Annotated in this window: 32 protein-coding genes; 12 read left to right on the top strand and 20 right to left on the bottom strand. The window is 62.8% G+C overall.

The features are described from left to right. Positions 1–219 precede the first annotated feature (219 nt). From N7568_RS19055 to N7568_RS19045, 3 genes are read right to left on the bottom strand one after another with little or no spacing between them, the layout of a single operon-like run. Positions 220–738 (bottom strand): GNAT family N-acetyltransferase, encoded by a 519-nt coding sequence (locus N7568_RS19055; RefSeq protein ID WP_261611347.1) that lies wholly within the window; start codon positions 736–738, stop codon positions 220–222. A gap of 3 nt (positions 739–741) precedes the next feature. Continuing rightward, a complete protein-coding gene (locus tag N7568_RS19050) occupies positions 742–1,413 on the bottom strand; it encodes an O-methyltransferase (RefSeq protein WP_261611346.1) in 672 nt (223 codons plus the stop codon). Between the two features lie 40 nt (positions 1,414–1,453). After that, on the bottom strand, positions 1,454–1,786 hold the full coding sequence (locus N7568_RS19045; protein WP_261611345.1) for a thiamine-binding protein: 333 nt from the start codon (positions 1,784–1,786) through the stop codon (positions 1,454–1,456). Between the two features lie 92 nt (positions 1,787–1,878). Between N7568_RS19045 and N7568_RS19040 the strand changes: the two genes are divergently transcribed. Continuing rightward, positions 1,879–2,508, top strand: a complete 630-nt coding sequence (locus N7568_RS19040) for a TetR/AcrR family transcriptional regulator (RefSeq protein WP_261611344.1) — start codon at positions 1,879–1,881, stop codon at positions 2,506–2,508. Between the two features lie 74 nt (positions 2,509–2,582). Beyond that, positions 2,583–3,107, top strand: a complete 525-nt coding sequence (locus N7568_RS19035) for a DUF5684 domain-containing protein (protein ID WP_261611343.1) — start codon at positions 2,583–2,585, stop codon at positions 3,105–3,107. Here N7568_RS19035 and N7568_RS19030 read toward each other — a convergent pair. The 4 genes from N7568_RS19030 to N7568_RS19015 form a co-directional block, all read right to left on the bottom strand. Further along, positions 3,104–3,415: an AzlD domain-containing protein gene (locus N7568_RS19030; RefSeq protein ID WP_261611342.1), complete on the bottom strand. Its 312-nt coding sequence runs from the start codon at positions 3,413–3,415 to the stop codon at positions 3,104–3,106. The genes N7568_RS19035 and N7568_RS19030 overlap by 4 nt on opposite strands. After that, entirely contained in the window at positions 3,412–4,170 is a 759-nt protein-coding gene (locus tag N7568_RS19025) for an AzlC family ABC transporter permease (protein ID WP_261611341.1), read from the bottom strand. The genes N7568_RS19030 and N7568_RS19025 overlap by 4 nt, the downstream gene beginning before the upstream one ends. Continuing rightward, the gene (locus N7568_RS19020) at positions 4,167–4,601 is read right to left on the bottom strand and encodes a DoxX family protein (protein WP_261611340.1); all 435 of its coding nucleotides are present in this window, start codon (positions 4,599–4,601) and stop codon (positions 4,167–4,169) included. The genes N7568_RS19025 and N7568_RS19020 overlap by 4 nt, the downstream gene beginning before the upstream one ends. A gap of 96 nt (positions 4,602–4,697) precedes the next feature. Then, positions 4,698–5,585, bottom strand: coding sequence for a glycerophosphodiester phosphodiesterase (locus N7568_RS19015; RefSeq protein ID WP_261611339.1), 888 nt, complete (start codon positions 5,583–5,585; stop codon positions 4,698–4,700). Between the two features lie 50 nt (positions 5,586–5,635). Here N7568_RS19015 and N7568_RS19010 point away from each other — a divergent pair, with 50 nt between their 5' ends. Genes N7568_RS19010 through N7568_RS19000 form a run of 3 tightly spaced genes read left to right on the top strand, consistent with a single transcriptional unit; the run spans position 5,636 to position 8,326 of the window. Beyond that, on the top strand, positions 5,636–6,991 hold the full coding sequence (locus N7568_RS19010) for a DUF445 domain-containing protein (RefSeq protein WP_261611338.1): 1,356 nt from the start codon (positions 5,636–5,638) through the stop codon (positions 6,989–6,991). A gap of 46 nt (positions 6,992–7,037) precedes the next feature. Then, the gene (locus N7568_RS19005; RefSeq protein ID WP_261611337.1) at positions 7,038–7,472 is read left to right on the top strand and encodes a VOC family protein; all 435 of its coding nucleotides are present in this window, start codon (positions 7,038–7,040) and stop codon (positions 7,470–7,472) included. A 44-nt stretch (positions 7,473–7,516) separates the two neighbouring features. Continuing rightward, positions 7,517–8,326, top strand: coding sequence for an MBL fold metallo-hydrolase (locus tag N7568_RS19000; RefSeq protein ID WP_261611336.1), 810 nt, complete (start codon positions 7,517–7,519; stop codon positions 8,324–8,326). Between the two features lies 1 nt (position 8,327). Here N7568_RS19000 and N7568_RS18995 read toward each other — a convergent pair whose 3' ends face one another. The 3 genes from N7568_RS18995 to N7568_RS18985 are packed head-to-tail and all read right to left on the bottom strand — an operon-like array spanning position 8,328 to position 10,710. Continuing rightward, entirely contained in the window at positions 8,328–9,122 is a 795-nt protein-coding gene (locus tag N7568_RS18995) for a biotin-dependent carboxyltransferase family protein (protein WP_261611335.1), read from the bottom strand. Between the two features lie 36 nt (positions 9,123–9,158). Beyond that, entirely contained in the window at positions 9,159–9,908 is a 750-nt protein-coding gene (locus N7568_RS18990) for a LamB/YcsF family protein (RefSeq protein WP_261611334.1), read from the bottom strand. Continuing rightward, entirely contained in the window at positions 9,892–10,710 is an 819-nt protein-coding gene (locus tag N7568_RS18985; RefSeq protein ID WP_261611333.1) for a hypothetical protein, read from the bottom strand. The genes N7568_RS18990 and N7568_RS18985 overlap by 17 nt, the downstream gene beginning before the upstream one ends. Before the next feature lie 289 nt (positions 10,711–10,999). On the opposite strand from N7568_RS18985, the gene N7568_RS18980 reads away from it, so the two are divergent. Together N7568_RS18980 and N7568_RS18975 are read left to right on the top strand one after the other, a co-directional pair. Then, positions 11,000–12,307 (top strand): MFS transporter, encoded by a 1,308-nt coding sequence (locus N7568_RS18980; protein WP_261611332.1) that lies wholly within the window; start codon positions 11,000–11,002, stop codon positions 12,305–12,307. A gap of 97 nt (positions 12,308–12,404) precedes the next feature. Then, complete coding sequence (locus N7568_RS18975) at positions 12,405–12,746, top strand: DUF6855 family protein (RefSeq protein WP_261611331.1); 342 nt, start codon at positions 12,405–12,407, stop codon at positions 12,744–12,746. Between the two features lies 1 nt (position 12,747). On the opposite strand, the gene glsA is transcribed toward N7568_RS18975, so the two are convergent. From glsA to N7568_RS18945, 6 genes are all read right to left on the bottom strand, one after another. Continuing rightward, the gene (gene glsA / locus N7568_RS18970) at positions 12,748–13,764 is read right to left on the bottom strand and encodes a glutaminase A (RefSeq protein WP_261611330.1); all 1,017 of its coding nucleotides are present in this window, start codon (positions 13,762–13,764) and stop codon (positions 12,748–12,750) included. A gap of 46 nt (positions 13,765–13,810) precedes the next feature. After that, positions 13,811–14,191: an META domain-containing protein gene (locus N7568_RS18965; protein ID WP_261611329.1), complete on the bottom strand. Its 381-nt coding sequence runs from the start codon at positions 14,189–14,191 to the stop codon at positions 13,811–13,813. Between the two features lie 346 nt (positions 14,192–14,537). Beyond that, on the bottom strand, positions 14,538–15,599 hold the full coding sequence (locus N7568_RS18960; protein ID WP_261611328.1) for an NAD(P)-dependent alcohol dehydrogenase: 1,062 nt from the start codon (positions 15,597–15,599) through the stop codon (positions 14,538–14,540). Between the two features lie 40 nt (positions 15,600–15,639). After that, entirely contained in the window at positions 15,640–16,554 is a 915-nt protein-coding gene (locus N7568_RS18955) for a carbohydrate ABC transporter permease (RefSeq protein ID WP_261611327.1), read from the bottom strand. Then, positions 16,551–17,519, bottom strand: a complete 969-nt coding sequence (locus tag N7568_RS18950; protein WP_261611326.1) for a carbohydrate ABC transporter permease — start codon at positions 17,517–17,519, stop codon at positions 16,551–16,553. The genes N7568_RS18955 and N7568_RS18950 overlap by 4 nt, the downstream gene beginning before the upstream one ends. Positions 17,520–17,539: 20 nt before the next feature. Then, entirely contained in the window at positions 17,540–18,892 is a 1,353-nt protein-coding gene (locus tag N7568_RS18945) for an ABC transporter substrate-binding protein (RefSeq protein WP_261611325.1), read from the bottom strand. A gap of 207 nt (positions 18,893–19,099) precedes the next feature. On the opposite strand from N7568_RS18945, the gene N7568_RS18940 reads away from it, so the two are divergent. After that, positions 19,100–20,023, top strand: a complete 924-nt coding sequence (locus N7568_RS18940) for an AraC family transcriptional regulator (protein ID WP_261611324.1) — start codon at positions 19,100–19,102, stop codon at positions 20,021–20,023. Positions 20,024–20,058: 35 nt separating this feature from the next. Next, positions 20,059–20,775, top strand: a complete 717-nt coding sequence (locus N7568_RS18935) for a hypothetical protein (protein WP_261611323.1) — start codon at positions 20,059–20,061, stop codon at positions 20,773–20,775. 25 nt (positions 20,776–20,800) lie between these two features. Here the strand turns inward: N7568_RS18935 and N7568_RS18930 are convergent, their stop codons facing one another. Then, positions 20,801–20,992 carry a hypothetical protein gene (locus N7568_RS18930; RefSeq protein WP_261611322.1) on the bottom strand — a complete coding sequence of 64 codons (192 nt, stop codon included), beginning with the start codon at positions 20,990–20,992 and terminating at the stop codon, positions 20,801–20,803. 95 nt (positions 20,993–21,087) lie between these two features. Beyond that, complete coding sequence (locus N7568_RS18925; protein WP_261611321.1) at positions 21,088–21,984, bottom strand: EamA family transporter; 897 nt, start codon at positions 21,982–21,984, stop codon at positions 21,088–21,090. An 86-nt stretch (positions 21,985–22,070) separates the two neighbouring features. Between N7568_RS18925 and N7568_RS18920 the strand changes: the two genes are divergently transcribed. Next, entirely contained in the window at positions 22,071–22,922 is an 852-nt protein-coding gene (locus N7568_RS18920) for a LysR family transcriptional regulator (protein ID WP_261611320.1), read from the top strand. 1 nt (position 22,923) lies between these two features. Here the strand turns inward: N7568_RS18920 and N7568_RS18915 are convergent, their stop codons facing one another. Together N7568_RS18915 and N7568_RS18910 are read right to left on the bottom strand one after the other, a co-directional pair. Next, entirely contained in the window at positions 22,924–23,661 is a 738-nt protein-coding gene (locus N7568_RS18915; RefSeq protein WP_261611319.1) for a GAF and ANTAR domain-containing protein, read from the bottom strand. An 81-nt stretch (positions 23,662–23,742) separates the two neighbouring features. Beyond that, positions 23,743–24,543, bottom strand: coding sequence for an IclR family transcriptional regulator (locus tag N7568_RS18910; protein ID WP_261611318.1), 801 nt, complete (start codon positions 24,541–24,543; stop codon positions 23,743–23,745). A gap of 139 nt (positions 24,544–24,682) precedes the next feature. Between N7568_RS18910 and N7568_RS18905 the strand changes: the two genes are divergently transcribed. Both N7568_RS18905 and N7568_RS18900 read left to right on the top strand, forming a co-directional pair. After that, positions 24,683–25,165, top strand: a complete 483-nt coding sequence (locus N7568_RS18905) for a tripartite tricarboxylate transporter TctB family protein (RefSeq protein ID WP_439898996.1) — start codon at positions 24,683–24,685, stop codon at positions 25,163–25,165. 2 nt (positions 25,166–25,167) lie between these two features. Continuing rightward, a complete protein-coding gene (locus tag N7568_RS18900) occupies positions 25,168–26,670 on the top strand; it encodes a tripartite tricarboxylate transporter permease (protein WP_261611316.1) in 1,503 nt (500 codons plus the stop codon). The last annotated feature ends 9 nt before the right edge of the window (positions 26,671–26,679 follow it).

The raw sequence follows: 26,679 nt of genomic DNA, 5'->3' as shown, positions 1-26,679 counted from the left end.
CCCCCATCGGCACCGCCATCAGCGCCGCCGTCGTGGACGCCCGGGGTGCCGGCCGCGCCACCGTCCGCGGGGCCTTCGTCCTGGCTTGGATCCTGCTCTGGGTTAGACATGCTTCCTCCCGAGAATCGAATGGCGTACCCAGGCTCCGCATGATCGGCGCCTGACTCCACACCGGGCGATCTTCATCGACACCGCCCGTGATCACCATATCGACATGAGTCAGCTCTGGGAACAGCTCGCGCGCATTCCGGGGCGCACCATCCGATGCTCTGGCAGCGAGTACCACGAGGGGTCGCAAAGCTGCCGCTTGCCATCCGGGACGAAGCCGTTGCGGCGGTAAAAAGCCTGCGCCCGCGGGTTGTCGTCGAGGACCCACAGATAAGCCGGGCCGTCACCGATCAAGGCGTCCACCAATGCCTGCCCGACTCCGCGGCCATGGATACGTTCCAGGGTGTAGAGCATGAAAAGCTCCGTCTCGCACGGGCTGTCCTCATCACTTCCCGGTCCGGCCGCCCCGAGCCCCACAAGATCACCGTCGGGTCCGTGGGCCAGCATCCGGGCGTGGCCGGCCGCGATCGATGCCCGGTACCGTTCGATGCGATCAGGCAGCGCCGACTCCTGCTTTGCGAAGAACTCCTGGGGCAGCAGGCGTCCATAGCTCTCGCGCCAGGACTGGATGTGCATGATGGCCATGGCTTCGGCGTCGTCCACCGTTGCCTGGCGAAGTGTGAAATCCATCCGCTACCGCACCCTGGCTATCGCGAAACCGTCCCAGCCCTTGCTGCCAACGGTCTGGATCGCTGTGGCGTCCAGGCGCGGATCCTGGCCCATCTTTCCCAACATGGCCACGATGCCGGGGGCGTTGACTTCGTCCCGCCCGGGCTCAAGGATTGCACCGTCCCAGATGACGTTGTCCACCACAATCACCGTGCCGGGGTGACCCAATCTGATGGCCCAGTCGAGGTAGTTGGAGTCGTTCTCCTTGTCCGCATCGATGAAGACGAAGTCAAACGAATCCTGGCCCGCCAGGGTGGGAAGGGTGTCCAAAGCAGCACCCACCCGGATGTCCACTTTGTGCCCAACACCCGCCGCATCCAGGTTCGCCCGCGCGACGTCCGCGTGCTTCTGGAGGAATTCGCACGTAACTATCCTGCCGTCGTCGGGCAGCCCCTGCGCCATCCAGATGCTGCTGAACCCGGCCAGGGTTCCGATCTCCAGGACCCGCCTGGCCCCGGACATTTGCACGAGCATCCGCAGCAGCTTACCCGCGTTGGGCGCCACCTCAATGGCAGGCATCCCGGCGTCGACGGCGGACGTCAGGGCACGCTGATGTGAAGGATCAGGACGAACGACGACGTCAGTCAGGTAATGCTCGACGTCGACCCAACCGGGCTCGGTCACGTGTTCAATCATGGCCCCCAGTCTGGCACTCGCGGCATCCCGGGGGAAGGATCTACTCCGTGGCGGAAATGGCGTCTTCCAGGCGCTCCACCTTGCCGGTCAGCTCGCCGCTGTAGCCGGGGCGGATGTCAGCCTTGATGACCAGGGAGACGCGGCTGCCGTAGCGGCCCACGGCCTCGGTGGCGCGTTTGACGACGTCGAAGACCTCGTCCCATTCGCCCTCGATGGTGGTGAACATGGAGTCCGTCTGGTTGGGCAGGCCGGATTCACGGACGACTTTTACGGCCGCAGCGACGGCGTCGTGCACGGAAGCGTCGGGAGTGGGTCCACCGTTGGCGGCGGAAGCGGGCTGGCCCGAAGGCGCGACTGAGAATGCAAGCAACATGAAATCCAGTGTTTCATGTGCCGGTTTGTCATATAACAACGTACTCCCGCGTAACAACGGGCCGGCACCCCTCCGTTGCTAACCTGACAAGCATGGAACAGCCCTCTGAACGCAAGCCCCTCAGGGCAGACGCCGCACGAAATGTGGACAAGATCATCACCGCCGCCCGGCAGTGCTTCCGGGAACACGGACCCGAAGTACCCCTTCAGACCATTGCCGCCACCGCCGGAGTTGGCCCTGCGACGCTGTTCCGCAACTTCTCCGACAAAGAGCAACTGGTCCTTGCCGCGCTGTCGCGCCAGCTGCGCCAGCATGTAGACCCCGTAGCCGCAGCCGCCCTCGACGGCATGGACGCCGCAGAAGGACTCATCAACGTCATCGATGCCGTGATGCAGGTGGCCAGCGACGACGCGAACCTGCTTGACGCCGTCGCGGGCCGGCGCGGCCTCCTGATCGGCATCACCCGCGGCATTATCGGATCCATGGCCACCTTGCTTGAACGGGGCCAAGGCCAGGGTTCCCTGCGCCGCGACATCACCATTGAAGATATGGTCCGCCTCGTGGCCATGCTGATTGGGGCAGTGGACACCATGGAACCGGGATCCCAGGCCTGGAAACGTCCCGTGGCCTTGATCGAGGATGCCATCCGGACAGAACGCCCGTCCCGGCCGCTTCCCGGGCAATCGGATATCCCGGGCGTGACACTTACCGAGCCCTTCTAGGCTCCGGTTGCCCGGCACCCGATGGTGAGTCCTGCCCATGGCGGGTGGGCCCCACCCACCGTAGTGTCGAGCGCATGAATATTCCCCTGAGCTCATACTCTTCCAGCGGCGCCGGGTCCGCTGCCACGGCTGGCCTCGTCCTGCTGTTTATGCTGATCTACTTCGCCGTGGTTTTCGCGATCGTCGGTGTGCTCTACATGGGAATCTTCACCAAGGCCGGCCGCCCCGCCTGGGGTGCGTTCGTGCCGGTTTACAACGGCATTAAACTCTTGGAGATCGCCGGCCGTCCTTGGTACTGGTACCTGCTGTTCTTCATCCCGTTTGCCGGCATCTACTTCGGCATCGTGTCATTGAACGACCTCGCCAAGTCGTTTGGAAAGGACGCCGGCTACACGGTTGGCCTGGTCCTGCTGCCAGTTGTCTTCGTGCCGATGCTCTCCTACGGCTCCGCCCGGTACCTCGGACCTGCAGCCGGGCGGCAGTTCGTGGCCTACCCACCCGCGTACCCGCAGGCCTACCCGCCGGCGTACCCGCAGGCGTACCCGCAAAACTACGCCCAGCCGCCGGTCCAGCAGCCCAACGGCCAGCAGTACCGCTAGCCCCAACCCAGCAGCCGCAGCAATGCTGCGGCTGCTGCGCCCGAGATCACGACAACCAGGAACGGCGCGCGAAGCCACAGGGCAATGGCGGCAGCCACCAAAGCGCCTACGCGGGCGTCGAGAACCAGGCCCTGACCTGAAGCAACGGCATTCACCACCGTCAGCGATGCCAGCAAGCCAATGGTCATGGTGCCGGCGACGTGCATGATCCGCGGGCTCTCCAGCAGCTTGGCCGGCACGAAGTAGCCCACCAGCTTGGTGAGATACGCCAGTGCGCTGGCGATAAGGATCCAAAGCCAGAGGTTCATTTCTTTTCCCCGTGTTCGCGCCCGCGCTTCCCTGCGTAAGGATCCACGTCAGGTTCGAGTCCTTCATCCATGCGCGCGTGGCTGAACCAGCCGATGACGCCCGCCACGACCGCCGCCACCAGGATAGGAACGCCTGACGGGACGAACGGGACGGCCAGGATGGTCGCCAGTGCGCAGGCGGCGGCGATTGCCCACGGTTCGCGGCCCTTAAGTCTCGGCCACAACAGGGCCAGGAACGCTGCAACGGCAGCTCCGTCCAGGCCCCACTGCTTGGGATCCCCCATGGCGTCGCCGGCCAAGGCTCCGATGGCAGTGAAGATATTCCACAGAATGAATATGCCGATACCCGCGGTCCAGAACCCGCGGCGTTGCTCGTCAGGATCGGACTGACCGGACGCCGTGGCCGTGGATTCATCGATGGTCACATGGGCGGCAACGTATCGCTTCCATCCGCCGGGACGCAGCATGGCATTGATCTGCATGCCGTAAATTCCGTTGCGAAGGCCCAGGAGGGCGCTTGCTGTCATAGCTGCAATGCCGGAGCCGCCACCCGCCACGACACCGATGAAGGCGAACTGCGATCCCCCGCTGAACAGCAGGAGGCTCAACACCATCGTCTGCCAGAAATCGAACCCCGACGCCACGGCAAGCGCCCCGAATGACACACCATAGAGACCTGTGGCGATACTCAACGACACTGCGATCTTGAACGCCGGCGACTCCCTGAGTTTCATGGGAGCGGAACTGGTGCTCATTTCCGGAGACTCCACGACCACAGAATCAAGGGAATCTGAAGAGGCAGGCGAACAGTGTGGATGCGCCGCTCGTTCGCCGTGCCGTTGGGGCCGTACGCGCGTCGAAGTGCATCTATATGCCCGGCAAGGAATGCAGTGAACATCGCGGTGGTTGCATCCGCGGCAACCCTCCGGGTGGCCGGGACAAGAAGCCCGACGGCGGCAGTCACCTCAAGCAGCCCGGAAGAGGCAACCCATTCCTCGCGGGACATGACTGCCAGGGGGCCATTGGGACGGCTTCCCGGCTCATCCTTGCGGCACAGGTAGTCCGGAACAACGGGGTAGTAGAACTTTGGGGTGCGGAAGTGCTTCGCGGCGCTGGCCAGGAGCAGAGCGCTCAAAGCTACTGCGGAAGTGGTTTGGGTTGCTTGTGCTGACCAGCGAAATGACATGAGACCACTCAATCACAAGCGCGGAAACCCCCAAAGCCCGACCCAAGTAAGTAGCAGTTGAGGCCGTTTGGGATCTCAAACGGCCTCAACTGCTACCTAGTTGGAGACCAAGAGCTGCGCCAGGACCTGGGCCGGCTTATTCGTGGTGATCTCGTGGATGCCGAGGCCTTGGCACAGGGCGACGTCTTTTTCGGAATCAACGGTCCACACGCGGAAGATGCGGCCTGCCTCCAACCAGCGCTGAACGTTCCGTGCATGCTCCCTCACGTATTCAATTCCGGGGCCGGCAATCAACACTTCACCTTCATCCAGGACCCGTTCGGCTTCAAGCTGCGTGGCGCGCATGACGTTGGCCAACGCACCGCCCGTCAGGAAGCCCAAACCAAGTTCCTGCCGGAGCTCCTTAACCGTGAAGTCATCCACCAGCTGGCAGATGTATTCCTTGGGAACGCTCCGGAGCAGGCGCTGAATGGAATCAGTATCAAAGCTCATGAAGGAGATCCGGATGTTCTCCAACCGGGATTCCTCCGGTGTCCATCCTTCCGCTTCGAGCAGGGCCAACACGCTGTCCTCGAGCTTGAGCTGGTATGGACTGGGGTGCTTGAGCTCAATGGCCAGCCCAATCTCGCGGCCGGCTCCCCGCAGAATGTCCAACAATTCGGGCAACGTCAGGAACTGATCCGACACTCCCCCAAAGGCCTCGGGGATGCGTGCGCCCTTCCATGAGGAGAAATCCAGCGCCCGGAGTTCTTCCAAGGTGTGCTCCGCGACTGGACCCGTGCCGTTGGACGTCCGGTCCAGGTTGGCGTCGTGCAGCAGCACCACATGCTGGTCCCGGGTCAGGTGGACATCGCATTCCACACCGTCGGCACCATCAGCAATGGCCTTCAGATATGCGGCACGGGTGTGCTCGGCAAAGGCCGCGCTGGCGCCGCGATGGGCATAGACCTTGGGCCGGCTTGGAGCGAAGTCGTCGCTAGTCATGCAGACACGGTAGCCCACGCAGCTGCATGTACGGGGGCTACGCTGGGCTAATGCAGGTGAACTCTGAACAAATCCCAACCGAAGACGTCACCAACCCCACTCAGCCCACGTCGACGACAGGTTCCGCACCCGCGCGGGGCGGGTCCGCCGTCGTCGGCCTCTCAGCTGGCGACATGGAGAAAGCAGCCGCGCTTCAGCGCATGAAACGGTTGGCGCTGGCCCTGCTGATCGCGATGGCAGTGATCTTTACGGTGGCATTTGCGTTCCAGAAGCAGTATCCGTGGCTGGAATATGTCCGGGCTGCAGCCGAGGGCGGCATGGTGGGCGCCCTAGCCGACTGGTTCGCCGTGACGGCGCTGTTCAAATACCCCATGGGCCTTAAGATCCCGCACACGGCCATCATTCCCCGCCGCAAGGACCAGATCGGCGAATCACTCAGCGACTTCGTCGAGAGCAACTTCCTGTCCCAGGAGGTTGTGCAGGACAAGTTGGCGAGCATCGACATTGCCCGCAAGGCCGGCCGGTGGTTGTCGGCGCCGGGCGGGGCCGAACGCGTGGCCAAGGAAGGCGGGGCGATCATCCGCGGTGCGTTCACCGTCCTTAACGACGACGACGTCCAGGCGGTTATCGAAGGCTTGGTCCGCAAGCACCTGCTCACCCCGCCTTGGGGACCGCCCGTGGGCCGGATGGCCGAACGGATCTTCGCCGATGGGCATCACCACACACTGGTTGACCTGTTGGTTGACCGCGCCGCCGACTGGGTGGACGCAAACCACGCCACGGTGAACCGGCTCGTTTCGGACCGCTCACCGGTCTGGGTGCCGACGTTCCTGGATGGCCTGGTGGGAGACCGGGTCCACGTGGAGCTTTCCAAATTTGTCCGGGCCGTTCAAGCGGACCAGAACCACCAGGTACGCCAATCCATCGATGCATACCTCACGGACCTGGCACAGGACCTGCAGCATGATCCCGCCATGATCGAGCGCGCCGAAAGCATCAAGGCGCAAATCCTGGGCGATCCGGAGGTCCGCGAACTTGCGTCGCGAACATGGGGAACCGTGAAGACGGCGCTCCTCAACGCCGTCGACGATCCCGACAGCGAACTGAGCCTGCGCTTCAAGAGCGCCGTCCGCGATTTCGGTGCGCGCCTGGTTAACGATGACGAACTGGCCGGCAAGGTCAACGCGTGGATCGGCGACGCTGCCGGGTACTTGGTGAACACTTATCGTTCGGACATCGCCGGCGTCATCTCGGACACCGTGGCGCGCTGGGATGCCGAGGAGACGTCACAGAAGATCGAGCTTCAGGTGGGCAAGGACCTCCAGTACATCCGCATCAACGGAACCGTGGTGGGCGCGCTGGCCGGGTTGGCGATCTTCACGGTGGCGCATCTGCTGTTTGGGTAGCGCGGGGCACTGGAGCTATCCGGCCTGCCTTGGTAACTTCAACGGCATGCCTATCAAACTTGAGAACGTTGGTATCGCGGTTCGGGATCTCGACGAAACGATCGCCTTCTTCACGGACCTCGGCCTCACGGTGCTGGGGCGTGACACGGTCAGCGGTGAGTGGGCAGACACCGCCGTAGGGCTGGATGGCAACCACGCAAAAATTGCGGTGCTCCAAACACCGGATGGCAACGGTCAACTCGAGCTCTTCGAATACATCCACCCTGACGCGATCGAAACGAACCCAACCCTTCCCAACGAGATCGGAATGCACCGCGTTGCCTTCTCGGTGGACGACATCGACCAAGCCCTTGAGATTGCGGCGAAGCACGGATGCCACCCCCTGCGCGGTGTGGCAACCTACGGTGATGTGTACAAACTCACCTATCTCCGCGGCCCCAGCGGAATCCTGGTCATGCTGGCCCAGAAACTCCAAGGCTGACACCGGGTCGGCCCCAGGTTGTAGTGCAAGCGGGAGGCATATCCATGCTGAAACAAGTCGCTGACGGCGTTCTGGTTCACGAGAGCGAATTCATCCAGAGTCAATGCACTGTGGTTCAGGGCCCGAACGGCGTGTTGCTGATCGACCCCGGCATCACTGTCACTGAAATGGCGGAGATCGCGAAAGACCTGCGCGGGTTGGGCCAACCGGTCGTGGCAGGCTTCTCCACGCACCCTGATTGGGATCACGTGCTGTGGCACCCGGATTTCGGTGATCCGCCGCGTTACGGAACAGCACGCTGCGCGGCTTCCATCCGGGATGTCCTGTCCAGCGCGGACTGGAAGGATCAGATAGCCGAGGGGCTGCCGCCGGAATACGCCGAGGAGATCCCGATGGATCTGCTCGGACTCATCACGGGCCTGCCCGCCGACACTACCCGGGTCCCCTGGGATGGCCCCACGGTCCGCGTGCTTGAGCATCAAGCTCACGCCCCGGGCCATGCGGCGCTGCTGATCGAGGAGTCCGGCGTCCTGGTTGCGGGCGACATGCTCTCAGACATTCTGATGCCATTCCTCGACCTGCAGGCCGCGGATCCGTTGGAGGACTACTTCGAAGCGCTGCGGCTGTTCGAAACGGTTGCCACCGAAGCTGTTGCAGTCATCCCCGGTCACGGCTCGGTGGGAGGAGCCGGGCAGCTGCGGGCACGGATCGAACTGGATCGCGCATACGTGCAGGCGCTGCGGGACGGCCGGGAACCCGACGACCCCCGCGTTGGCCCATCGGCCCCCTTGGATTGGTTGCCCGAGGTGCATGGTTGGCAGATGCAGCGGCTTGCCGCTCGCGGCCAGGACTGAATCAGCCCAGCAGATGCACCATCTGCCCCGGCCGTGCTTGGCCGATCAGGTCCAGGTCCTCGTCCCGGACCAGTGCGATGGCTGGCGACTCGGCAGTTTCCGGATGGCCGGCCAGCGCTATGACGGGAAGGCCCGACGGCGGCAAGAGGACCAAGCCTGATTCCAGCGGTTGTGGTTGGGGTGCCTGGGTCGCGGCCCTGTCCTGCTGGGGGCCAACCTTGAGCGGACGGCCCGACAACCGTGCGCCGGCGCGGTCCGACTCCGGTGAGAGAATCCATGGCTCGCTGGTCAGCCGAAGCCACGTGCCGGCGTCGTAATTTCGGGCCTGAGGCCTGTTCGTAACGCGGACGACCACGGGACGTTCGGGGTCCAAAGCACGCCGGGCAGGGTGTTTGACCTCCGGGAAGCCGTGGCCGTGGGGCCGCCCGAACGCCACGGCACCTCCAGCGGGCAACGGTGCGGCCTGAACTTCCACGCCGCCCTGAACAGCCATGTAGTACCGAATCCCAAATAGCGCAGGGCCGAACTCCAACATTGAGCCTGGCGCCACCCGGACCGCTTTGTTCAGCGGAAGTTCGGAGCCGTTGAGGGTCACCACGCCCTCGGCACCTGTGACTGCCACAGCCGAACCTGTCACGAACCTCAGCTTGAGGCCGCCCAACAGCACCTCAAGTCCGGGTGCGGAGTCCGGGTTGCCCAGCAGGGCATTGGCCAGGTGCATGGACGCGCGGTCCAGGACCTGGTCCGGACCAACGGCAAGGGTCATTGACCCCGGCGCCACCACAACTGCACCCATCAGGCCTCCAGCCTCTCAGAACGCCGCAATCCGGAACTAGGCGAACGCTTCAATCTGCACACCGGCCTGGTCAAGGCCTTCCCGAACGGCGACAGCCATGGTCACGGCCCCGGGCGTATCCCCGTGGATGCACAGGGAGTCGGCCTGCACCGGCACAACTGTTCCGTCGATGGCCAGGACTTCCTGGCGTGTTGCCAGCCGTACGGCCTGGGCCACCACGGCGGCGGGGTCATGCAGAACTGCCCCCTCCTGGGTCCGGGGTACCAGCGTGCCGTCCGGCAGGTAGGCCCGGTCAACGAACGCTTCGCGGAACACGGGGTGCCCGGACTCCTCGGCGAGTGTCAACCACGCCGATCCCGGCAACCCAAGGACGGGCAGCCCGGGATCATACGCGTGGACGGCGGCAACCACGGCCTCGGCCTGCTCTGCGTCACGGACAATCCTGTTGTAAAGGGCCCCGTGTGGCTTCACATAATCCACGGAAGCCCCGACTGCGTGGGCCATGCCGTCGAGGGCGCCCAGTTGGTACAGCACGTCGCCGAAGAGTTCGTCGAACGTCATGTCCAAGGAACGCCGGCCGAAGCCCGCCAGGTCCCGGTAGCCCACATGGGCGCCAACGCGGACATCCAGTTCAAAGGCCGCGCGGCAGCTGTCGAGCATGGTCAGGGGATCGCCGGCGTGGAAGCCGCAGGCAACGTTGGCGCTGCTCACGATGCGGAACATCGAGGCGTCGTCTCCCATGGTCCACGAGCCGAAAGACTCCCCGAGGTCAGCGTTCAGGTCCACTGTTACCGCCTTCCAGCGTTGGGTTGGTCAGATCGTTTTTTGGTGCCCCCGGGAGCAGCTCACCAGGCACGGTGTCAGGCAGCGGACCGAACGCTTCCTTGGCGGTGGAAACCACGGCGCGGCCCATCATGAGGTTGCCGGCACCACCCACCACGGCGCCCACACCGAACGGAAGGGCACGGCCGAGGAATGCCGATCCCTGCCGCTTCACGAGGCTCTTCAGGAAGGCGCGTTGGATGGTGTCCCGGACCACGCCGAATCCACTGCCCGGGATCTTCTTGGTGAGGGTCCTGCCCCACGCATTCGTCACTCCCTTGCCCCGTCCCAAGGACTGACCACTCAGCGCCCCGAGCATGGAGGTGCCTTCCTCGCCCAGCATGATGGCCATGACCATGGTCTGTGCGCGCACGGGGTCGGTCAGGCGGATGCCATGAAGTTCCGCCAAGGACGATGCGTACAGCGCGGTGGTTTCGAGGAACCCCACCGTGGCGAGCGCGGAAAGTCCCAGCGACGCTGCGGTTCCAATACCAGGCACGACGGCGGTAGCACCCACCGCTGCACCCCCACCGGAGATGGCGAGCAGGTAGTGGCGCTCCAGTTTCGCGGCAAGCTGCGCCGGTGAGTCGTGAGGGTGCCGGCGCTGGAGCCGGCGGAGGTTGGCCAGGACCAGTGGTCGCTGGACTTCAACCGCCCTTAGCAGCACGTTGTGTACGCCGGGCTTGGTGTTGCCTTGCTCATCAAACACAGCGTTGTGGGCTGTTTCCTGGGCGATCTTCACCGCAGGGTTGGGGCGTTTGGGCATCTTCACCTCTCCTTGGCAGTCAGGTCGTTTCACGGGGAACTGCTGGCTTCAGCCTATGCCACACCCCTGCGTTGCGAGACCCGGACCAGGGCTTATGTGGACAGGATTCCGCGCAGAGCGCACCCCACAATGGAACTCCCCTCGGCGTAGACTGGAGTGCATTCACGGAAGCAGTCCCGCAAGGACAGGAAGTTTCAGCCTTGGCAGCCTTCCGGCCCCTGCCGCCTGCCAACTTTCCCTCCACAGGCGCGCCTTCCACAGTGTCACTGCACAGGCTTAGGCTAGTGTGATGGCCGCCCTGAGAGCGCTGCGTCCCTTCGCGCACCGGGAATTCCGGGTGTTGATTTCCGCTCTGTCCATCTCGATTTTCGGATCCGGCATGTGGGCTGTGGCGATGGTCTATGAGGTGATCCACCTCGGTGGCGGTCCCTTGGAACTGTCCTTGGTTGCCACTGCGGCCAGCATCGGTTTGGTGGGGTTCGTGTTGGCCGGCGGCATCGCAGCCGACCGGTTTCCGCAGCGGCTCCTGATCATCGCAGTGGAGGGCGCCAACCTGGCCGTCATCGCCACCATCACCGCGTTGGCCATGCTCAACGTCATCCAGCTGTGGCACCTGGCCGTCGGCGCTTTCGTTCTGGGCGTGGGACAGGCATTCTTCTTTCCGGCCTACTCGGCCATGCTTCCGCGCATCCTGCCCGCCGAAGACCTGTTGGCCGCAAACGGGCTGGAGGGTACGGTCCGTCCGATTCTCCAACAGGCTGCAGGTCCGGCCATTGCGGGCATATTGGTAGCAGTGCTATCGCCCGCACATGCCGTAGCGGGTGTGGCCGTCTGCCATTTCCTGGCGTTCGGAATCGTCAATCTACTGAGCCGTCAAGGCCTGGGCGGGCACCCCACACCTACGTCAGGCGAGGCACCGGCCAAGTCCTCATTGTTCAAGGATCTCCGGGAGGGTTTCAGTTACACCGTCCGGACGCCGTGGCTCCTGTGGACCCTCATTTGGGCGTGCTTGTCAGTGCTGTTCCTGATGGGACCCATTGAGGTCCTTCTTCCCTTCGTTGTCCAGGACCAGCTTGGTGGCGACTCCCGGATGTTCGGTTTCCTCCTGGCGATCATGGGTGTGGGCAGTGCCATCGCAGCCTTGGCAACCGCGTCCTTCCGCCTCCCCCGGCGCTACCTGACAGTGATGGTGGTGACGTGGGGTTTGGGGAGCTTGCCGGTTGCCGTCATTGGTTTCATGGATAGCTTTTGGATGCTCGGGGCTGCGATGTTGATCTTCGGTGTGACCGAGGGCGTTGGCGTGGTCATTTGGGGAACTCTGCTGCAACGCCGCGTTCCACGTCATTTGCTCGGCCGCATTTCGAGCCTGGACTTCTTCGTGTCGCTGGCCTTGATGCCCGTGTCCATGGCCCTCGCCGGACCAATCGCCGAGGTTGTTCCCATCTGGCTCATTTTCCTCATCGCCGGCCTGGTGTGCCCGATCATGGCATTTGTGGCACTCTTCGCAGCACGCATGATGACCGATGAGATCGAGAATCCGCTGGCGTCCGGCAACGTGCATTCGGAATCAGCAGACACGCAGGCCGACTCTGTGTAGCGTGTGCACTACCTCAGGAAGGACACACCCATGGCCGCTGGAACCAAAGAAGATCCCTGGCAGCTCACGACTCCCCCCCGGATCTTCCGACTACACCATGTACAAGGACGAAACCGCGGATCCCCCGGCGCTTGTTTGCCAAGTGGGATCCACCAAATTGCTCTACCAGCTGCGCGCCATCGAGGACCTGCATGCATGGCTCCTGGAACAAGGCGACTGGGTTCCCCTCGGCGCCTCCGACGAAGGTAAAGACGCCGTCCCCGGAACCGTCGAAGCCTGGGGTCGGAGCGAGGACAACCCCGTGGGCGGTTGGTACGGACTCCGCAAGGGCTACCGTGGCCGGTTCGGAATGTACATGCCGCCCCTGCTGGAAGCCCTCGGCTTGGCTGAGCTCACCCACGAGAAGCGGAACAACACCATGCGGGCGGTCACGCGGTAGCTCAGGAACCGCGGTTCTGGCTCGATGCAACCGCTTGGGACGCGAAGATATTCAAGCCCAGCACACGGGAGAGATACGCGGTGGCCTGTTGGCCGCGAACGCTGTTGCCCGCGGGGTCGAGCCGTGGTGAGAATGTCCCGATTCCCGCCTTGCCGGGGGATATCGTGAGCAGGCCACCAGACACTCCGGACTTACCGGGGAGCCCGATCTCGAACAGCCACTCCCCTGACCTTTCGTACAGGCCATTCGCCGCAAGGATCGCAAGGGTGTCCCGGCATACGTCCGCTGAGACCACCCGCTCACCTGTCACCGGGTTGACGCCGCCATCGGCAAGCGTCGCGCCCATAATGGCGAGGTCGCGGGCACTGACCAGCAGTGAGCATTGCTTGGTGTATAGGTCCACTACCTCCAACGGATCCCGGTTGATCCGGCCATAACTTTCCAGGAGGCGGGCTATCGCGCGGTTGCGGGTGTTGGTGGCGGCTTCGGACTGGTACACCTCCTCGTCGAGCACCAAGTCCCGGCCTGCGAAGGCAGACAGTCCTGCCTGGATGGCGGCCCACTGCTCATCCGGCGCAGCGCCGGGCATGAGGGCGGTGGTGGCCAGTGCGCCGGCATTGACCATGGGGTTCATGGGGTGGCCTTCGTTGAGTTCGATCGCTATCACGGAGTTGAACGCCAAGCCGGTGTTGTTCACCCCCACCATGTCAGCCACGGCAGCATGACCGTATTCCTCGCAGACCAAAGCGTAGACGAAGGCCTTGGAAATGGACTGGATGGAGAACTCCACCTCACTATCGCCGGCAACGTGCAGTCCACCGTCCACTTCCACCACGCACACGCCGAAGAGTTCCGGATCGGCCTGCGCGAGGACGGGAATGTAGTCCGCCACCGCTCCGTCCGTGCAGGCCCGGTTCCGCTCAAGGGACGCGATGACCCGCGCATCAACCTGTTCCCAACCGGGCAATGTTCCCGTGGAGACCGATTGCTCGATGCCCTCTACATTTGAATCCATCACAGCTGCCTCAAAGACTCTTGTGAAACCCCTTGTGTGGGAGGGCCCGCTATTTGCGGGCAGCCAGCGTGCCGATCTCGTCACCGCCCTGGCCGAACACCGCCAGCTTTCCGTTTTCCTGGATCTTTGCTGTGGCAGCGTTGGAGAGCCACGTGTCAACGCCTTCGCAGGCCATCCGGGAAGACGCGAAACCTCCGAACGTGATGGTTTTACCGTCTTCCTTCCAAGAGCCGATGAGCCTGTTGCAACCATCCGTTCCTGTCGCGTTGCCGTCGGACTTCAACTCGAGGGAAGGTTGCTTGGGGTCGCCGGTATCACCCCAAACGCCGACAAATGGGCTGGTGCCGCTTCCCGCACAGCCGGCCAGAAAGGCTGCCGTGGCGAATGCCAGGGAAACAGCGCGGAGAGTGCGAGCCTGGGTCTGAGCCATGCGGTCAGTTTAGGTTTATGCCTGCGTCATTCACCAGACTTTGGACAAGCTGTCTGTCATCATCGGGTTTTGCTCACACTCTGGGCGGTCAACCGGATCGTGCGGTCGGACGCGACTCAGACGGCCGACCGCACTAGCCCGGTTTACGCAGCGACGGCGCCCCGGGCGGGCCCCAGAACCCGCCACACCCATCGCTGCTAACACTGTCGTTCAACCGCGAAGCAGCCGAAAAGGGCAACGGCGCATTACGCGGTTCAACGACGTGGGCACTGGATATGTGCCTTGACCTGCGGAAACGTGACGCCGGGTTTCGGAGATTATTTTTTCAGTGTGTCTTCAAGCGATTTCATCGGCCCGGGTACACCACGGCTTTGAGCTGCCCGGGCTGCTTGCCCGCAGTAAGCGCTGCCTCGGACTCAGCGAGGGTGAACCTGCCCGTGACCAGGATGTCCAGATCCACTTTTCCGTCCGTAAGGAGTTGGATGGCAAGGGGCCAGGTGTTGGTATAGCGGAACACGCCGGAGAGCCAGATCTCGCGGTTCTGGAGGTAGGAAACGGGTAGTTCGACGTCGTCCGCCCCCAGCCCCACCAGGATCACGCGGCCCGCGGGCCCGACGGCCTTGATGCCGGAACGGACCGCCTGAGGTGCGCCGGAAGCGTCAATGAACGCATCGACGTCGAGCCCTTCCATGCTGTCCGTAGTTGCGTTCAACGCGTGCGTCGCACCGTGTTCCAAGGCAAAAGCGAGGCGGTCTTCGGCGATGTCCGTGATGTGGATTTCACTCGCACCGAAGGCCCGGGCGGCTTGCGCGGCGATAATGCCGATGGGGCCGGCGCCGGCGATCAGGACCCGGCTGCCGGGCTTGATCTCCGCCCGCTCGCACGCCCACAGTCCCACCGAGAGCGGCTCGATCAAGGCGGCGGCTTCGTCGCTGACGTTGTCGGGGATGTCGTACGCGAAATCGCTTTGGATGGTGACGTACTCGGCGAAGGCTCCGTCCACCGGCGGGGTCGCGTAGAACTCCATCTGAGGACAGAGGTTGTAGCGTCCGGCTTTGCACTGCTTGCAGGTCCGGCATGGACGTTGGGGCTCGACGGCGACCCTCGCACCGATGCGGGCAGGGTCCACGGAACGTCCGACGGCGGCAATCCTTCCCGAGAGTTCGTGGCCGAGGATCAACGGGTGGTCCACCACGTACTCGCCGATCCGGCCATGCTCGTAGTAGTGGACGTCGCTTCCACAGACTCCGACGGCGGAAACCTGCACCAGCACCTGGTCGGCGTCAAGGTGCGGGATGGGCAGGGTCTCCATGGTCATCCCGCCCTGCCGCTGCAGGATGGAGGCACGCATGGTGGCTGGAAGTACGGGCTGGTTGGGCAGAGGGGTTTGAGTGGTTGGGGTTGTCATGCTGGGAGTCCTTTGGAATTGGTTGGTTGACCGCGCCGAATCACTTGACCGCGCCGAGCGAGAGGCCCTGGACGAGCTTGTCCTGTGCGGCGAATCCGGCGAACAGTACTGGAAGCGAAATGACGACGGCGGCCGCGCAGACTTTTGCGAGGAAGAGGCCTTGGCTGGAGACGAATCCTGTGAGGAACACGGGAGCCGTACCGGCAACGACACCAGTGAGTACCCGGGCCAACAGCAGTTCGTTCCAACTGAAGATGAAGCAGATCAGGGCTGTGGCCGCGATCCCGGGCATCGCCACGGGGGCGATCACCTTGCGCAGCGTGAGGATCAGGTTGGCCCCGTCAATCTGTGCAGCTTCCAGCATTTCGACCGGAACTTCGGCAAGGAAGGACCGCATCATCCACACCGCGATGGGCAGGTTCATGGAGGTGTACATGAGGATCAGGAACCAGATGTTGTCCAGTGCGCCCACTGTCTTGGCGAAAAGGTAGAGCGGCAGGATGGCTGCGACCACGGGCATCATCTTGGTGGAGAGGAAGAAGAACATGACGTCCGTCCACTTCTTCACCGGCCGGATGGACAGTGCGTAGGCGGCGGGGATGGCCAGGACGAGAACCAGGACCGTGGACAGGATGGAGGCGGTGGCAGAGTTGATCAGCGATGGCCATGGGCTGACGCCGGACGACTCCCCAAAGAACTCCTTGTAAGCATCCACAGTGAGATTGGCAGCCACGGACGGAGGGTTGGTGGCGGCGTCCGTCTCGGAGTGGAACGAGGTCAGTATCATCCACAGGACCGGCGTGGCGAAGAGCAATGCCAGCAGCCAGGCTGCGATGCCGGCGGCCGTGTTGTTTCGCGTTGGATCCATCCGGGACTTGCCGCGACGTCGGATAACGGCGGGCGGGCTGGATTTTTCCGGCGTGGTGCGGGCTGTGGCAGGACTGAGTGTGCTCATCGTGCCGCCTCCTTCTTGAAGAGCGAGAAAACGGTGCGGAGGGCGAAGGTCGCCACAAGGATGGTGCCAATGACCACCACAACGCCGGCAGCGGAAGCCAGCCCGTATTCATTGGCGAAGTAGAACGTCTGGTAAATCGCATACGGAAGATTCGCGGTACCCAAGCCACCCGACGTAAGGGTGAAAACGGCGTCGAAATTTTGGACGATGTAGATCGCGCCCAGCAGTCCCCCGAGTTCCAGGTACTGGCGCAAATGCGGGAGCGTCAGGTGCCGGAAGATGGCCCACGGCGTGGCCCCATCCATCTGGGCCGCCTCCACGGTGTCCATGGGCCGGGACTGCAGCCCGGCCAGCAGGATGAGCATCATGAATGGAGTCCACTGCCACACCAGCGAAATGATCACAGCCATCAGCGGAGCTTGGGACAGCAGATCCAATTGGGGAGGTGTATCGCTGCCGAACAGTGACCAGACCCAGGTCAGGACGCCATTGATCAGCCCGTAGACGGGGTTGAGCAGTGCGTGCTTCCAGATCAGGGCAGCGGCCACGGGCACTACCAGGAACGGTGCAATCAGCAGCGTCCTTGCCAGGCCGCGTCCGATGAATTTCTTATCCAACAGAAGGGCCAGGCCAAGGCCGATGACCAGACTCGCCAGGACCACCGAAACCGTGAGGATGACTGTGGTGAAGATGGCTTGGCGGAGGTCGGGATCGGTGAGGACCGTGACGTAGTTCTCGAAGCCGGCAAAACCCGTGGTGCCGGGACTCAGGCTGTTCCAGTTCAGGAACGAAATGATCAGGGTCACCACGAACGGGAGCTGCGTGACAATGATGAGGAAGATGAGGGCCGGAAGCAGCGGCGCTCGCCGTGCCCAATCCAGGGCGCGTTGCCGCGATGCTTTGTTTCGTAAAGTTTTGGCTGTGGCTTGTCCCGGGCGGGAGATGCGCGCCGTTGCGGTAGTCATAATATTCTCCTGCGGTTCCGTTATTGCTTCTTCTTGTACTTGTCGCCAACCTTTTGCGCGGCTTCCTGCCCCTTGGCCAGTGCATCGGCCACGGTTCCTTGACCGGCAATTGCAGAGCTGACGCCTTGGGAAACGTTGGTGCCAAGCGCGGCGAACTCGGGGATGCCGACAAACTGGATTCCGACGGCGGGCCGCTCCTGGACGCCGGGGTTCTTCGGATCTGCGTTCTCAATGGCGAAACGTTCGGCTTCGAAGAACGGAGCAGCGTCCTGGAATTCTGCATTCTCGTACGTGGAGATGCGCTTACCCGACGGCACCTTGGCCCAGCCGAGCTCGGAGGCCACCAGTTCTTCGTAGTCCTTGGAACTGGCCCAAGCGATGAACTTTTCGGCGGAGTCCTTCTTCTTTGACGCCGCCTGCAAAGCCCAGGACCAGGTCCACAACCAACCGGCGGAGGTGGTTTCCTTCACCGGGGCTTGTGCATAACCGATCTTGCCCTTCACCGGGGAGGACGCGGCCTCCAATGCGCCCGCCGCCGAGGTGGCGTCGTACCACATGGCCACTTTGCTTTGGGTGAGGTTGTTCAGGCATTCGGTGAAGCCTGCCTGGGCTGCGCCGGCCTGGCCGTGTTCCCGGACCAGCTTGGTGTAGAACTCTGTTGCCTCAGTGAATTCGGGGGAATCGACCTTGGCGTTCCAGTCTTTGTCGAACCACGTGCCGCCGAACGTGTTGACCACGGTGGTGAGGGGCGCAAAGACCTGGCCCCAACCAGGCTGGCCGCGCAGGCAGATTCCCTTCATCCCGGGTTCCGCCCCGTCCACCGTGGCGGCGAGGTCTGCCACTTCGTCCCAGGTTGGCTTGTCCGGCATCGTCAGGCCCTTGGCGTCGAAAACATCTTTCCGGTACATGAGGAAGGACGATTCGCCATAGAAGGGTTCACCGTAGAGCTTGCCGTCCGTGCCAGTCAGGGATGCGGTGTAGGCCGGAAGGATGTCGGCTTGGTTGAACGCAGGGTCCTTGGCAACGTTGTCCAGCGGCGCCAGCCAGCCGTTGGCCGAGTAGAACGGGATTTCGTAGTTGGACAGCGAGGCTACGTCATACTGGCCTGCCTGGCTGGAGAATTCCTGGCTGATCTTTGCCCGAACGTCGTTCTCGGGCAGCACCGTGTAGTTGACCTTGATCCCAGTCTCTTTGGTGAAGTTATCCGCCGTGAGCCTCTGCAGGTCTTCCATCTGCGGGTTGTTGACCATCAGGACGCTGATGCTGTTGTGCGCATCCGCCCCTGATCCGCCCGCTCCAGCGCAGGCCGTAGCGGTAAGCACGATGCACAGGGCACCGGCTGCAAGGGCTGCCGCATGTGTTTTTGGGCGCATTAAGGACTCCTTCGTTCTTCATGGGGGGTGCGCAGTCTCCGCACTCCTACTACTGCGTGGAAGTACAAGACCGGAGCGGGGCTTTCGACCGGGGTGTCCGGGCGCCTCGCCGTGTTCCTCAACACTAGGCGTGTGCGGTGGGGCACAACTAGCGTCCTTGATGACGCATACTGATACTTATTTTCCCCACTCCCCTGGAGGCCTCCAGTGAGCCCCACCGACCCTGGCGACGATGCAGCGACGCGCCTGGCACACCGGCTGGTAGGGATGCGCGCCAACCGCGAAGTGATTCCCGAAGACCCACATCATTCGGTCAGATGGCACCAACACGACTACCCCAGCCCAATAGCCCGCTGGAACTATCATCCCGAGTACGAGATTCACCTGATCCGCAAGGGCTCCGGGAAGTTCATTGTGGGCGACCATATCGGCACCTTCGAGGCCGGCCACGTTGCCTTGGTGGGATCCGGACTGCCGCACGACTGGGTCAGTGACCTGGAACCCGGGGAAGTCCTGGAGAACCGTGACGCCGTGATCCAATTCGACGGGAAGTGGGTGGAACAGGCCGCTGCACTGGTGCCCGAACTGACTGAAGTCAGGCCTTTGTTGGAGCAATCCGCCCGCGGGATTGAGTTCCTTGGCCATACAGCCGGGGCGGCAGCAGCCTCCATCGAAGCCATGGGCGCTTCCACGGGCTTGGAGCGTCTGCACCACCTTCTGGCATTGTTCGCCACCCTTACCCGGGCGCCCGATCACGATCGCAGATACCTCGCCGATGAATGGTTCAGGCCGCAATTGGACGGCCAGGCAGAGGCTGTGGTGGACATCGTGCTGGAATATGTCTTCAGCAACCATTCGGGCAGCGTTTCCATGGCGGAAGCTGCGGCAATGGTGGGAATGGCCGAGCCCACGTTCTCCAAATACTTCAAACGCGCCACCGGGCAAAACTTCACGGATCTTGTTCGGAAACTGCGGCTGGCCCATGCACGGCGCCTTCTGGAACGCACGGACAAGCCTGTCTCAGACATTTGCTATGAAGTTGGTTTCAGCAACTTGTCCAACTTCAACCGGCATTTCCTCAAAGATCTGGGCGAGACACCGCGGCAATTCAGGCAACGGCTCCATGGTTGACCCAGTTGGTTCCCCTTGCACTGTTTAATGGCCCCATGAGCACCGTGGACCCCGTCGCCCTCAGGAAACTCCGCGCCAACAAACGCCCCGGTCCGATGAGCATCCTGCTGGCGCTGGCTTTCCAATTCATTGGTGGATTGGCGGCAGGCTACGGCTGGCCTCATCTGGCAGTCCTGGAAAACGTCGAGCCTCCGGCCCTCGCCATGACCGCCATCATCGTGAGCATCCCCCTACTTGTCCTGAGCTCCATTGCGTGGACTTCCGTGGCCATGAGGCACAGCAAGCTCGGGCTCGCCCTCGGAGGAACCCTGGCGTGGCTGGGTGCCGCACTCGGAGTGGCCGCGGCTGCCCTCCAGTTGGATTTTCCGCCGGTGCTCATCTGGGTGGGTGCCGGTTGCCTGGCTGTTTCCTTGTTCCTCGGCATCCTGGGAATGGTCGCGGCACGAACCCGCCGAACCATCGCGCAACGGGAGGCGACTGTGATGAGTACCGGCACCATGACGTCGGCGAGGGTCACCGACAAGGGCTACCTTTCCTTCAGCGACAGCGCCAAAATCCTCACTACTGTCACTTTCACTTTCCACGATGCGGGTGGGACCCAACGCTGGGTCCAGCGCCCCTTGCTGGTGACGGCCACCGAGCCTGTTGTGGACGGCCAGGAGACCACCCTCTGGTACGACCCCCTGGACCCCGGCAATGACAAGAAGATCGTGGTGAAACTGGCCAAGGACATGCCGCTGCGCCGACCCTGATCAAATAACACCTCCTGAAATCGCATCACTTTTGGCGGGTTCCACGCACTGATGGGTAGAAAGAAAAGCAGGCAACGGATGCGCCCCAGGAGAACAACGTGAAGTCACCCCACGAAATGGCCGTGAAGGCCGCCCCCGCGTTCACGGACGCACCGGACACCCACCTCTTGTTCATGGCAGGGCTGGTTTTACTGGCAAGCATGGCTGGGCTGGGCACTGTTGTCCTCCTCCTGCTGTTGGCACCACTCGCGATGGTCTTCGTGAGTCGCACCCGGTCACAAAAGATCGCCCCGGCAACCGCTTCCCCAGCCGCTATCCCCTTGGGGCTTCTTTCCACTTCGGTCCCGGCTTCCGCCCCAGCAACAGCACGGCCGCGTTGGCCGCGACGATCAAACTGATCCCCACCCACTGCCCCATGGCAAGGTCCTCGTGCAGGGCCACGGCACCGATGATTGCGGCGAATACAGGGTTGATGCTCATAAGCACGCCAAACAGATTGGCCGGAACCCTCCGCAGCGCGATCAGATCGGCCACGTACGGCAGCACCGATGCGAGGATTCCGGCGCCCACCGCGCACAGGACCGAGAACCCGTCCACGGGCTGGCTGACAAAAATAACGACGGCGACCGGCAGGAACAGCGTGGCGGACACCCCTGTTGCGGCTGCTGTCCCTTGAATCCCCCGAATCCGTCGGCCGACGGTCCGGTTGAGGAGAATGTAGGCCGCCCAACTGCACGCAGCAATAAGCCCAAACCCAATGCCCAAGAAGTCCATCGACACTTCAGGCTGCGTAATGGCGATGACACCTACGGCTGCCGCCACCGCGCACAGTGCACTGCTCTTCTGGCGCGAGCTGATCAGCGCCACCGCAAGCGGTCCCAGGAATTCCAACGTCACAGCCAGGCCGAGGCCGATCCTCTGGATGGATGCGTACAGGCCAAGGTTCATGGTTCCGAAGGACACAGCGAGGAGGAGAACCGGCCACCATTGGGACCAGTTGAGTTCGCGCAACCGGGGCCGGACCAACGGCAGGAGCACCACGGCGGCCACGAGCTGGCGAACCGCCACCACCCCAACCGGTCCCATGACCGGAAAGGCCAGGGAACCACTCGCGGCACCGAGCTGGTTGGACAGGGCGCTGGCCACCAGGGTGGCTGCTCCGCCTGCTTTCCGGGACGGCTGAACGCCGGCTGCACTGTTCTGGATCATGGGCAAAGTCTGCGCCTCCGCCAGGCTGCCCCTAAATGCATGGACGCCTCTATTTATGCGCTCAGTGCATGAATAGGATGGGCCCCATGGAGGTTGAACTGAGGCAGCTGCGGTGCTTGGTGGCGGTCATCGAAGAAGGTACCTTTACTGACGCCGCGATCGAACTGCGGATGTCCCAGGCAGCCGTTTCCCGCAACATTGCGGCCTTGGAGCACTCCCTCGGTGTGAGGCTCGTGGAGCGCACCACGCGCAGCATCAGCCTGACCAGCTCAGGCGAGGGCGTTCTGGCCAAGGCACGGCGCATCCTCTCACTCATGGCAGATCTCGAACGCGACGCCCGGGCCGGGACCGGGCATGTCCGGATTGGCTATGCCTGGTCTGCGCTGGGCGAGCACACCACAGAGTTCCAGCGCCGATGGGCTGCCACATTTGCCGCGACTGAGCTGCATCTTGTCCGTTCCAACACACCCAGCGCGGGCCTGCGCGACGGAACCACCGACCTCGCCATCCTTCGCCGCCTTCCTGAAACGGCCGCCGTCGAGCATGTCCTTATAGGTGAGGAAAAGCGGTACTGCTCCATGTCCTCCGACGATCCCCTGGCCCCGAAGCGTTCAGTGACGCTGGCGCAGATCGCCCAGCGGGCGGTGGCCATGGACCTTCGCACGGGCAGCACCAGCTTGGAACTTTGGCCCGAGCACGGGCGACCACAGGAAGTGATCCCCATCCACGACATTGAAGACTGGTTGAATGTGATCGGCAGCGGCAGGGCCCGGGGCATCACCGCCGAATCCACGGCACATCAATATCGACGGCGTGGGCTCGTCTACCGTCCGGTGCGCGACGCCCCCCTGGTGCCGGTTTACGCTGCATGGTTGAGGAAGGATCCGCCCCGTGAGCGTGAGCAGATTGTGGAGCTGCTGATGGGCTTGTACCGCTAGTTCAGTCCTCGAAGCGCAAGTGATTGCCGGCGCCGCCGCTCAAGTGGGCGATGATGTCCGCTGCAATGGCATGCAGCTTCTTGTTTCTGTGGCTTGAGGCCTTGGTGAGAAACTCGAAGGCTTCATCCTGGCTGCAACGGTTCTGGGCCATAATGACGCCGCAGGCAAGGTCGATGACAGTCCTGGACGACATCGCCGTCTTCAGGTCAGCGTTGAGTTGCTCCACGGTTTCGATCCGGATCGCCAAACGCAGAGTACTGCCGGTAACCTCAGTGAACGCCGCAGCTTCATCGATCACCGCTTGCGTGAAAATCCCTGCTGTTGGGGCGAAGAAGTTGATAACCGCCTGGGATGTCTCGCCGAGGTCCATAGGTACACCCAAGGCACTGTGGACGCCTTCAGCAGCCAAAGCCTTGCTGTACTCCGGCCAGTTGGTGTCGGTGGCAACGTCTGCCAGCAGCACTGGGCGGCCGGCGTCCAAGGCTTCCAGACAGGGGCCCTGTCCCAGGGCCTGTTCAATCTTGTCCAGCTGAACCGCCCTCTCACTGCTGCCCGCAACGGTGGAGGTGCGTTTGCGGCGACGCAGCGTGAGGGCGCACTCAATGTTTTCCCCGGCCGCTTTACTCATGGCATCGGAGGCGAAGCCAGTCACACCATTCAAGATTCCATGGATGTCAGAGCTACCGACCACCAGCTCGTGCAGGCTTCGGATGTGTTCGGCACTTCCAGTGGGTTCCATGAGCCTAATCGTAGGAAGTGTTCGGCCTCCCGTCACCTGTTGCCGGAATTAGGCCCAGGGAATCTGCAGTGCGCCGCCGATCTAATAGACAGACCCCATCAGAAGCTCTGATAAGCGACCGGCAGCACGTCTGAGTTCCGGAACGCTTGCTTTCAGCTCCGCTTCGGTTGCTGTTTCCACGGGACTCGTCAGGGCGATGGATTCGCTGGGCCGGCCCGTCCTGTTGGGTACTGCTACGGCAACCGAGAGCACGCCAGTGGCGCGCTCGTCGGCTGAATAAGCGAAATCTTCGCTGGGGTGAGGTAGCCGTGCCCGCAAGTCGTCGGCAGTGAACTCCGGGGCTTCGTGGCCGGACGCAGCGGCCGCCAACGCCACCTGCTGCAGTTCCTCCGGGGAGGCGGACACCAGCAGGATCTTTCCCGCGGCACCGACAGTGAGGGGCAGCCGCTTACCCAAGGGGAGGTCGTACCTGAGGGGCGAATCACCATCCACACGGGCCACCAGGATGCGCTCGAAGCCAAGACGGGTGTAGAGGGACGCCGTACGGGCTGTTTGAGTGGCAACTTGCTGCAGGATGGGCCGCGCCGCAACGACCAACGGATCGTTTTCCAGGAAGCTGCGGGCCGCGGGAAGTACGGCAGGGCCAACACGGTAGGTCTTGTCCGTCTGACTGACCATCCCGAAGTCCTGGAGGACGCGCAGGATCCTGAGTGTGGTGGGCAGGCTCATGCCACACGTCCTGGCAAGATCGCTCAACCGCTGCGGCCGCTCGGCCCGCTGAAGCTCTGCAAACACTTCCAGGGCCCGCGAGAGTGAGCGCATGTTCGCCGCCTTGGGGCCATCCTCGGCGGAACTGGCGGAGTGCGTTGAGCTGACGGTCATTCTTTCATTCTATGTAAGTTCCTTGCGCTTGACATCACATGTGGCTCCTGTCACTATTTCTTCAGACGCAATATTCTTTCATTCTATGAAATGAAATACCACGGAACGTAAGAAGGAAACCATGACAACGGAGTCAGTTATGACCGAGCCCCAGCGCACCCGCGTTGCACCTACCGTGCTGGCGGGGATCGGAGCGTTCGTCGTCGTCGGGGTCTACGTGCTGATCAGCTCCATCGACCTGGGCCTTTGGACCTCATCGGGTCCAGGGCCAGGCATGTTCCCCTTCGCGATGGGAGGGCTGTTGGTTGCCATGTCCGCCATTTGGCTCGTCCAGGAATTGCGCCAGCCAACTGAAACTGCAAGCGGCGTGGACCGCGGCCTGGTGATCGCGGTCGTCGTCAGCCTTGCGCTCCTTGCCGCGGTCATGGACTTGATCGGTTTCCAGCTGAGCATGTTCATCTTTCTGATGTACCACCTGAAAATCCGTGGACGCCGCGGCTGGGTGTCATCGCTGATCATCGCCCTGGCCGGAAGCGTCGGCGCTTTCTACGCCTTCAACTACGGCCTCAACGTGGCCCTGCCCACCGCCGGAATTACCGTCCTGAACTCGATCGGACTCTAACCGTGGATACCCTCAACGAACTGGCCAACGGCTTCGCTTCTGCGTTGACCTGGCAGAACCTGATCTTCGCTTTCCTGGGCTGCCTGCTCGGCACCATCATCGGTGTGCTTCCCGGCATCGGCCCCGTGGCCGGCGTCGCCCTGCTCATCCCCCTCACCATGAACCTCGATGCCACCGGCGCCATCATCATGCTGTGCGCCATCTTCTACGGCACGGCGTATGGCGGAACCATCACCAGTGTCCTGCTGAACACTCCGGGCGAGGCGGCCTCAGCCATCACCACCATCGACGGCTACGCCATGACCAAGATCGGCAAGGCAGGTGCGGCACTCACGATCGCCGCCGTCGGGTCCTTTGTTGGCGGTACCATCGCAACCCTTGGCCTGGTGGCCGCCGCCAAACCCCTCGGCGAGCTGGGTTTGCTGGTGGGTCCCCCGGAATTCTTCGCTCTCATGGTGGTTGGCATCTCGCTGCTGGTGGCTTTGGCCGGCAAGTCCATGGTCAAGGCCCTCATCTCCGGCGCCCTTGGCTTGCTGATCTCCATGGTGGGCATCGACCCCGTGGCCGGCGCACCCCGTTTCACGTTCGGCTCCGACAACTTGCTGGACGGCGTGAGCTTTGTAGCCGTGATCGTGGGCGTGTTTGGCCTCTCCGAAATCCTGTCCTACCGCAAAGACTCCAAGGCTGCTGCCGTGCATGCACCGGGCCTGCGCTCCCTGCTCCCCACCGGAACGGAATGGCGCCGAAGCGCACCGTCCATGGCACGCGGAACGGGCATCGGGTTTGGCCTTGGCCTCATCCCCGGCATGACCGGATCAGTCTCCTCCCTCTTGGCCTACGGTGCCGAAAAGAAGTTCTCCAAGCACCGCAACGAGCTGGGCAAGGGAGCGATCGAAGGAGTCGCAGGCCCGGAAACCGCCAATAACGCCCACGCCAACGCTGCACTGATCCCCTTGTTCACCCTGGGCATCCCAGCCTCGCCAACCATCGCCGTACTGATGGGCGCCTTCCTTCAGCAAGGCCTCACTCCGGGGCCGACCCTGTTCACGGAGCACTCGGAAATTGCCTGGGCAATCATCGCAAGCCTCTTCATTGGCAACCTGCTGCTGCTCCTGTTGAACGTCCCATTGGTTGGTCTGTGGACCTCAATACTTCGAGTCCCGGCCTCAATCCTCACCGCCTTGATCCTGCTCTTCATGGTCATCGGCGCCTACACCATCAACTTCAACGTCTTCGATGTTTTCGTGATGATCGGCTTCGGCCTCCTGGGCCTGGCCTTGCGACACCTCGATATTCCGCTGGCTCCCATGGTCCTCACACTTGTGCTGGGACCGCTGATGGAACGATCACTTCGCGAGTCCTTGGAAATCTCCCAGGGAGACTTCGGCATCTTCGTCAACCGCCCCATCTCGATGGTCCTGATCGGCGTCGGCGTCCTCATCATCCTGAGCCCGCTCCTCAAACTCCGTAAGCCCAAAGCCCTCAACGAAGATCCCGAAACGTAAATACCCCCT

This window comes from Paenarthrobacter aurescens (genome assembly GCF_025421775.1).
Taxonomy (GTDB): domain Bacteria; phylum Actinomycetota; class Actinomycetes; order Actinomycetales; family Micrococcaceae; genus Arthrobacter; species Arthrobacter aurescens_B.
Note: the sequence above shows the minus strand (reverse complement) of the source record. Positions and strands in the feature narration are given on the sequence as shown.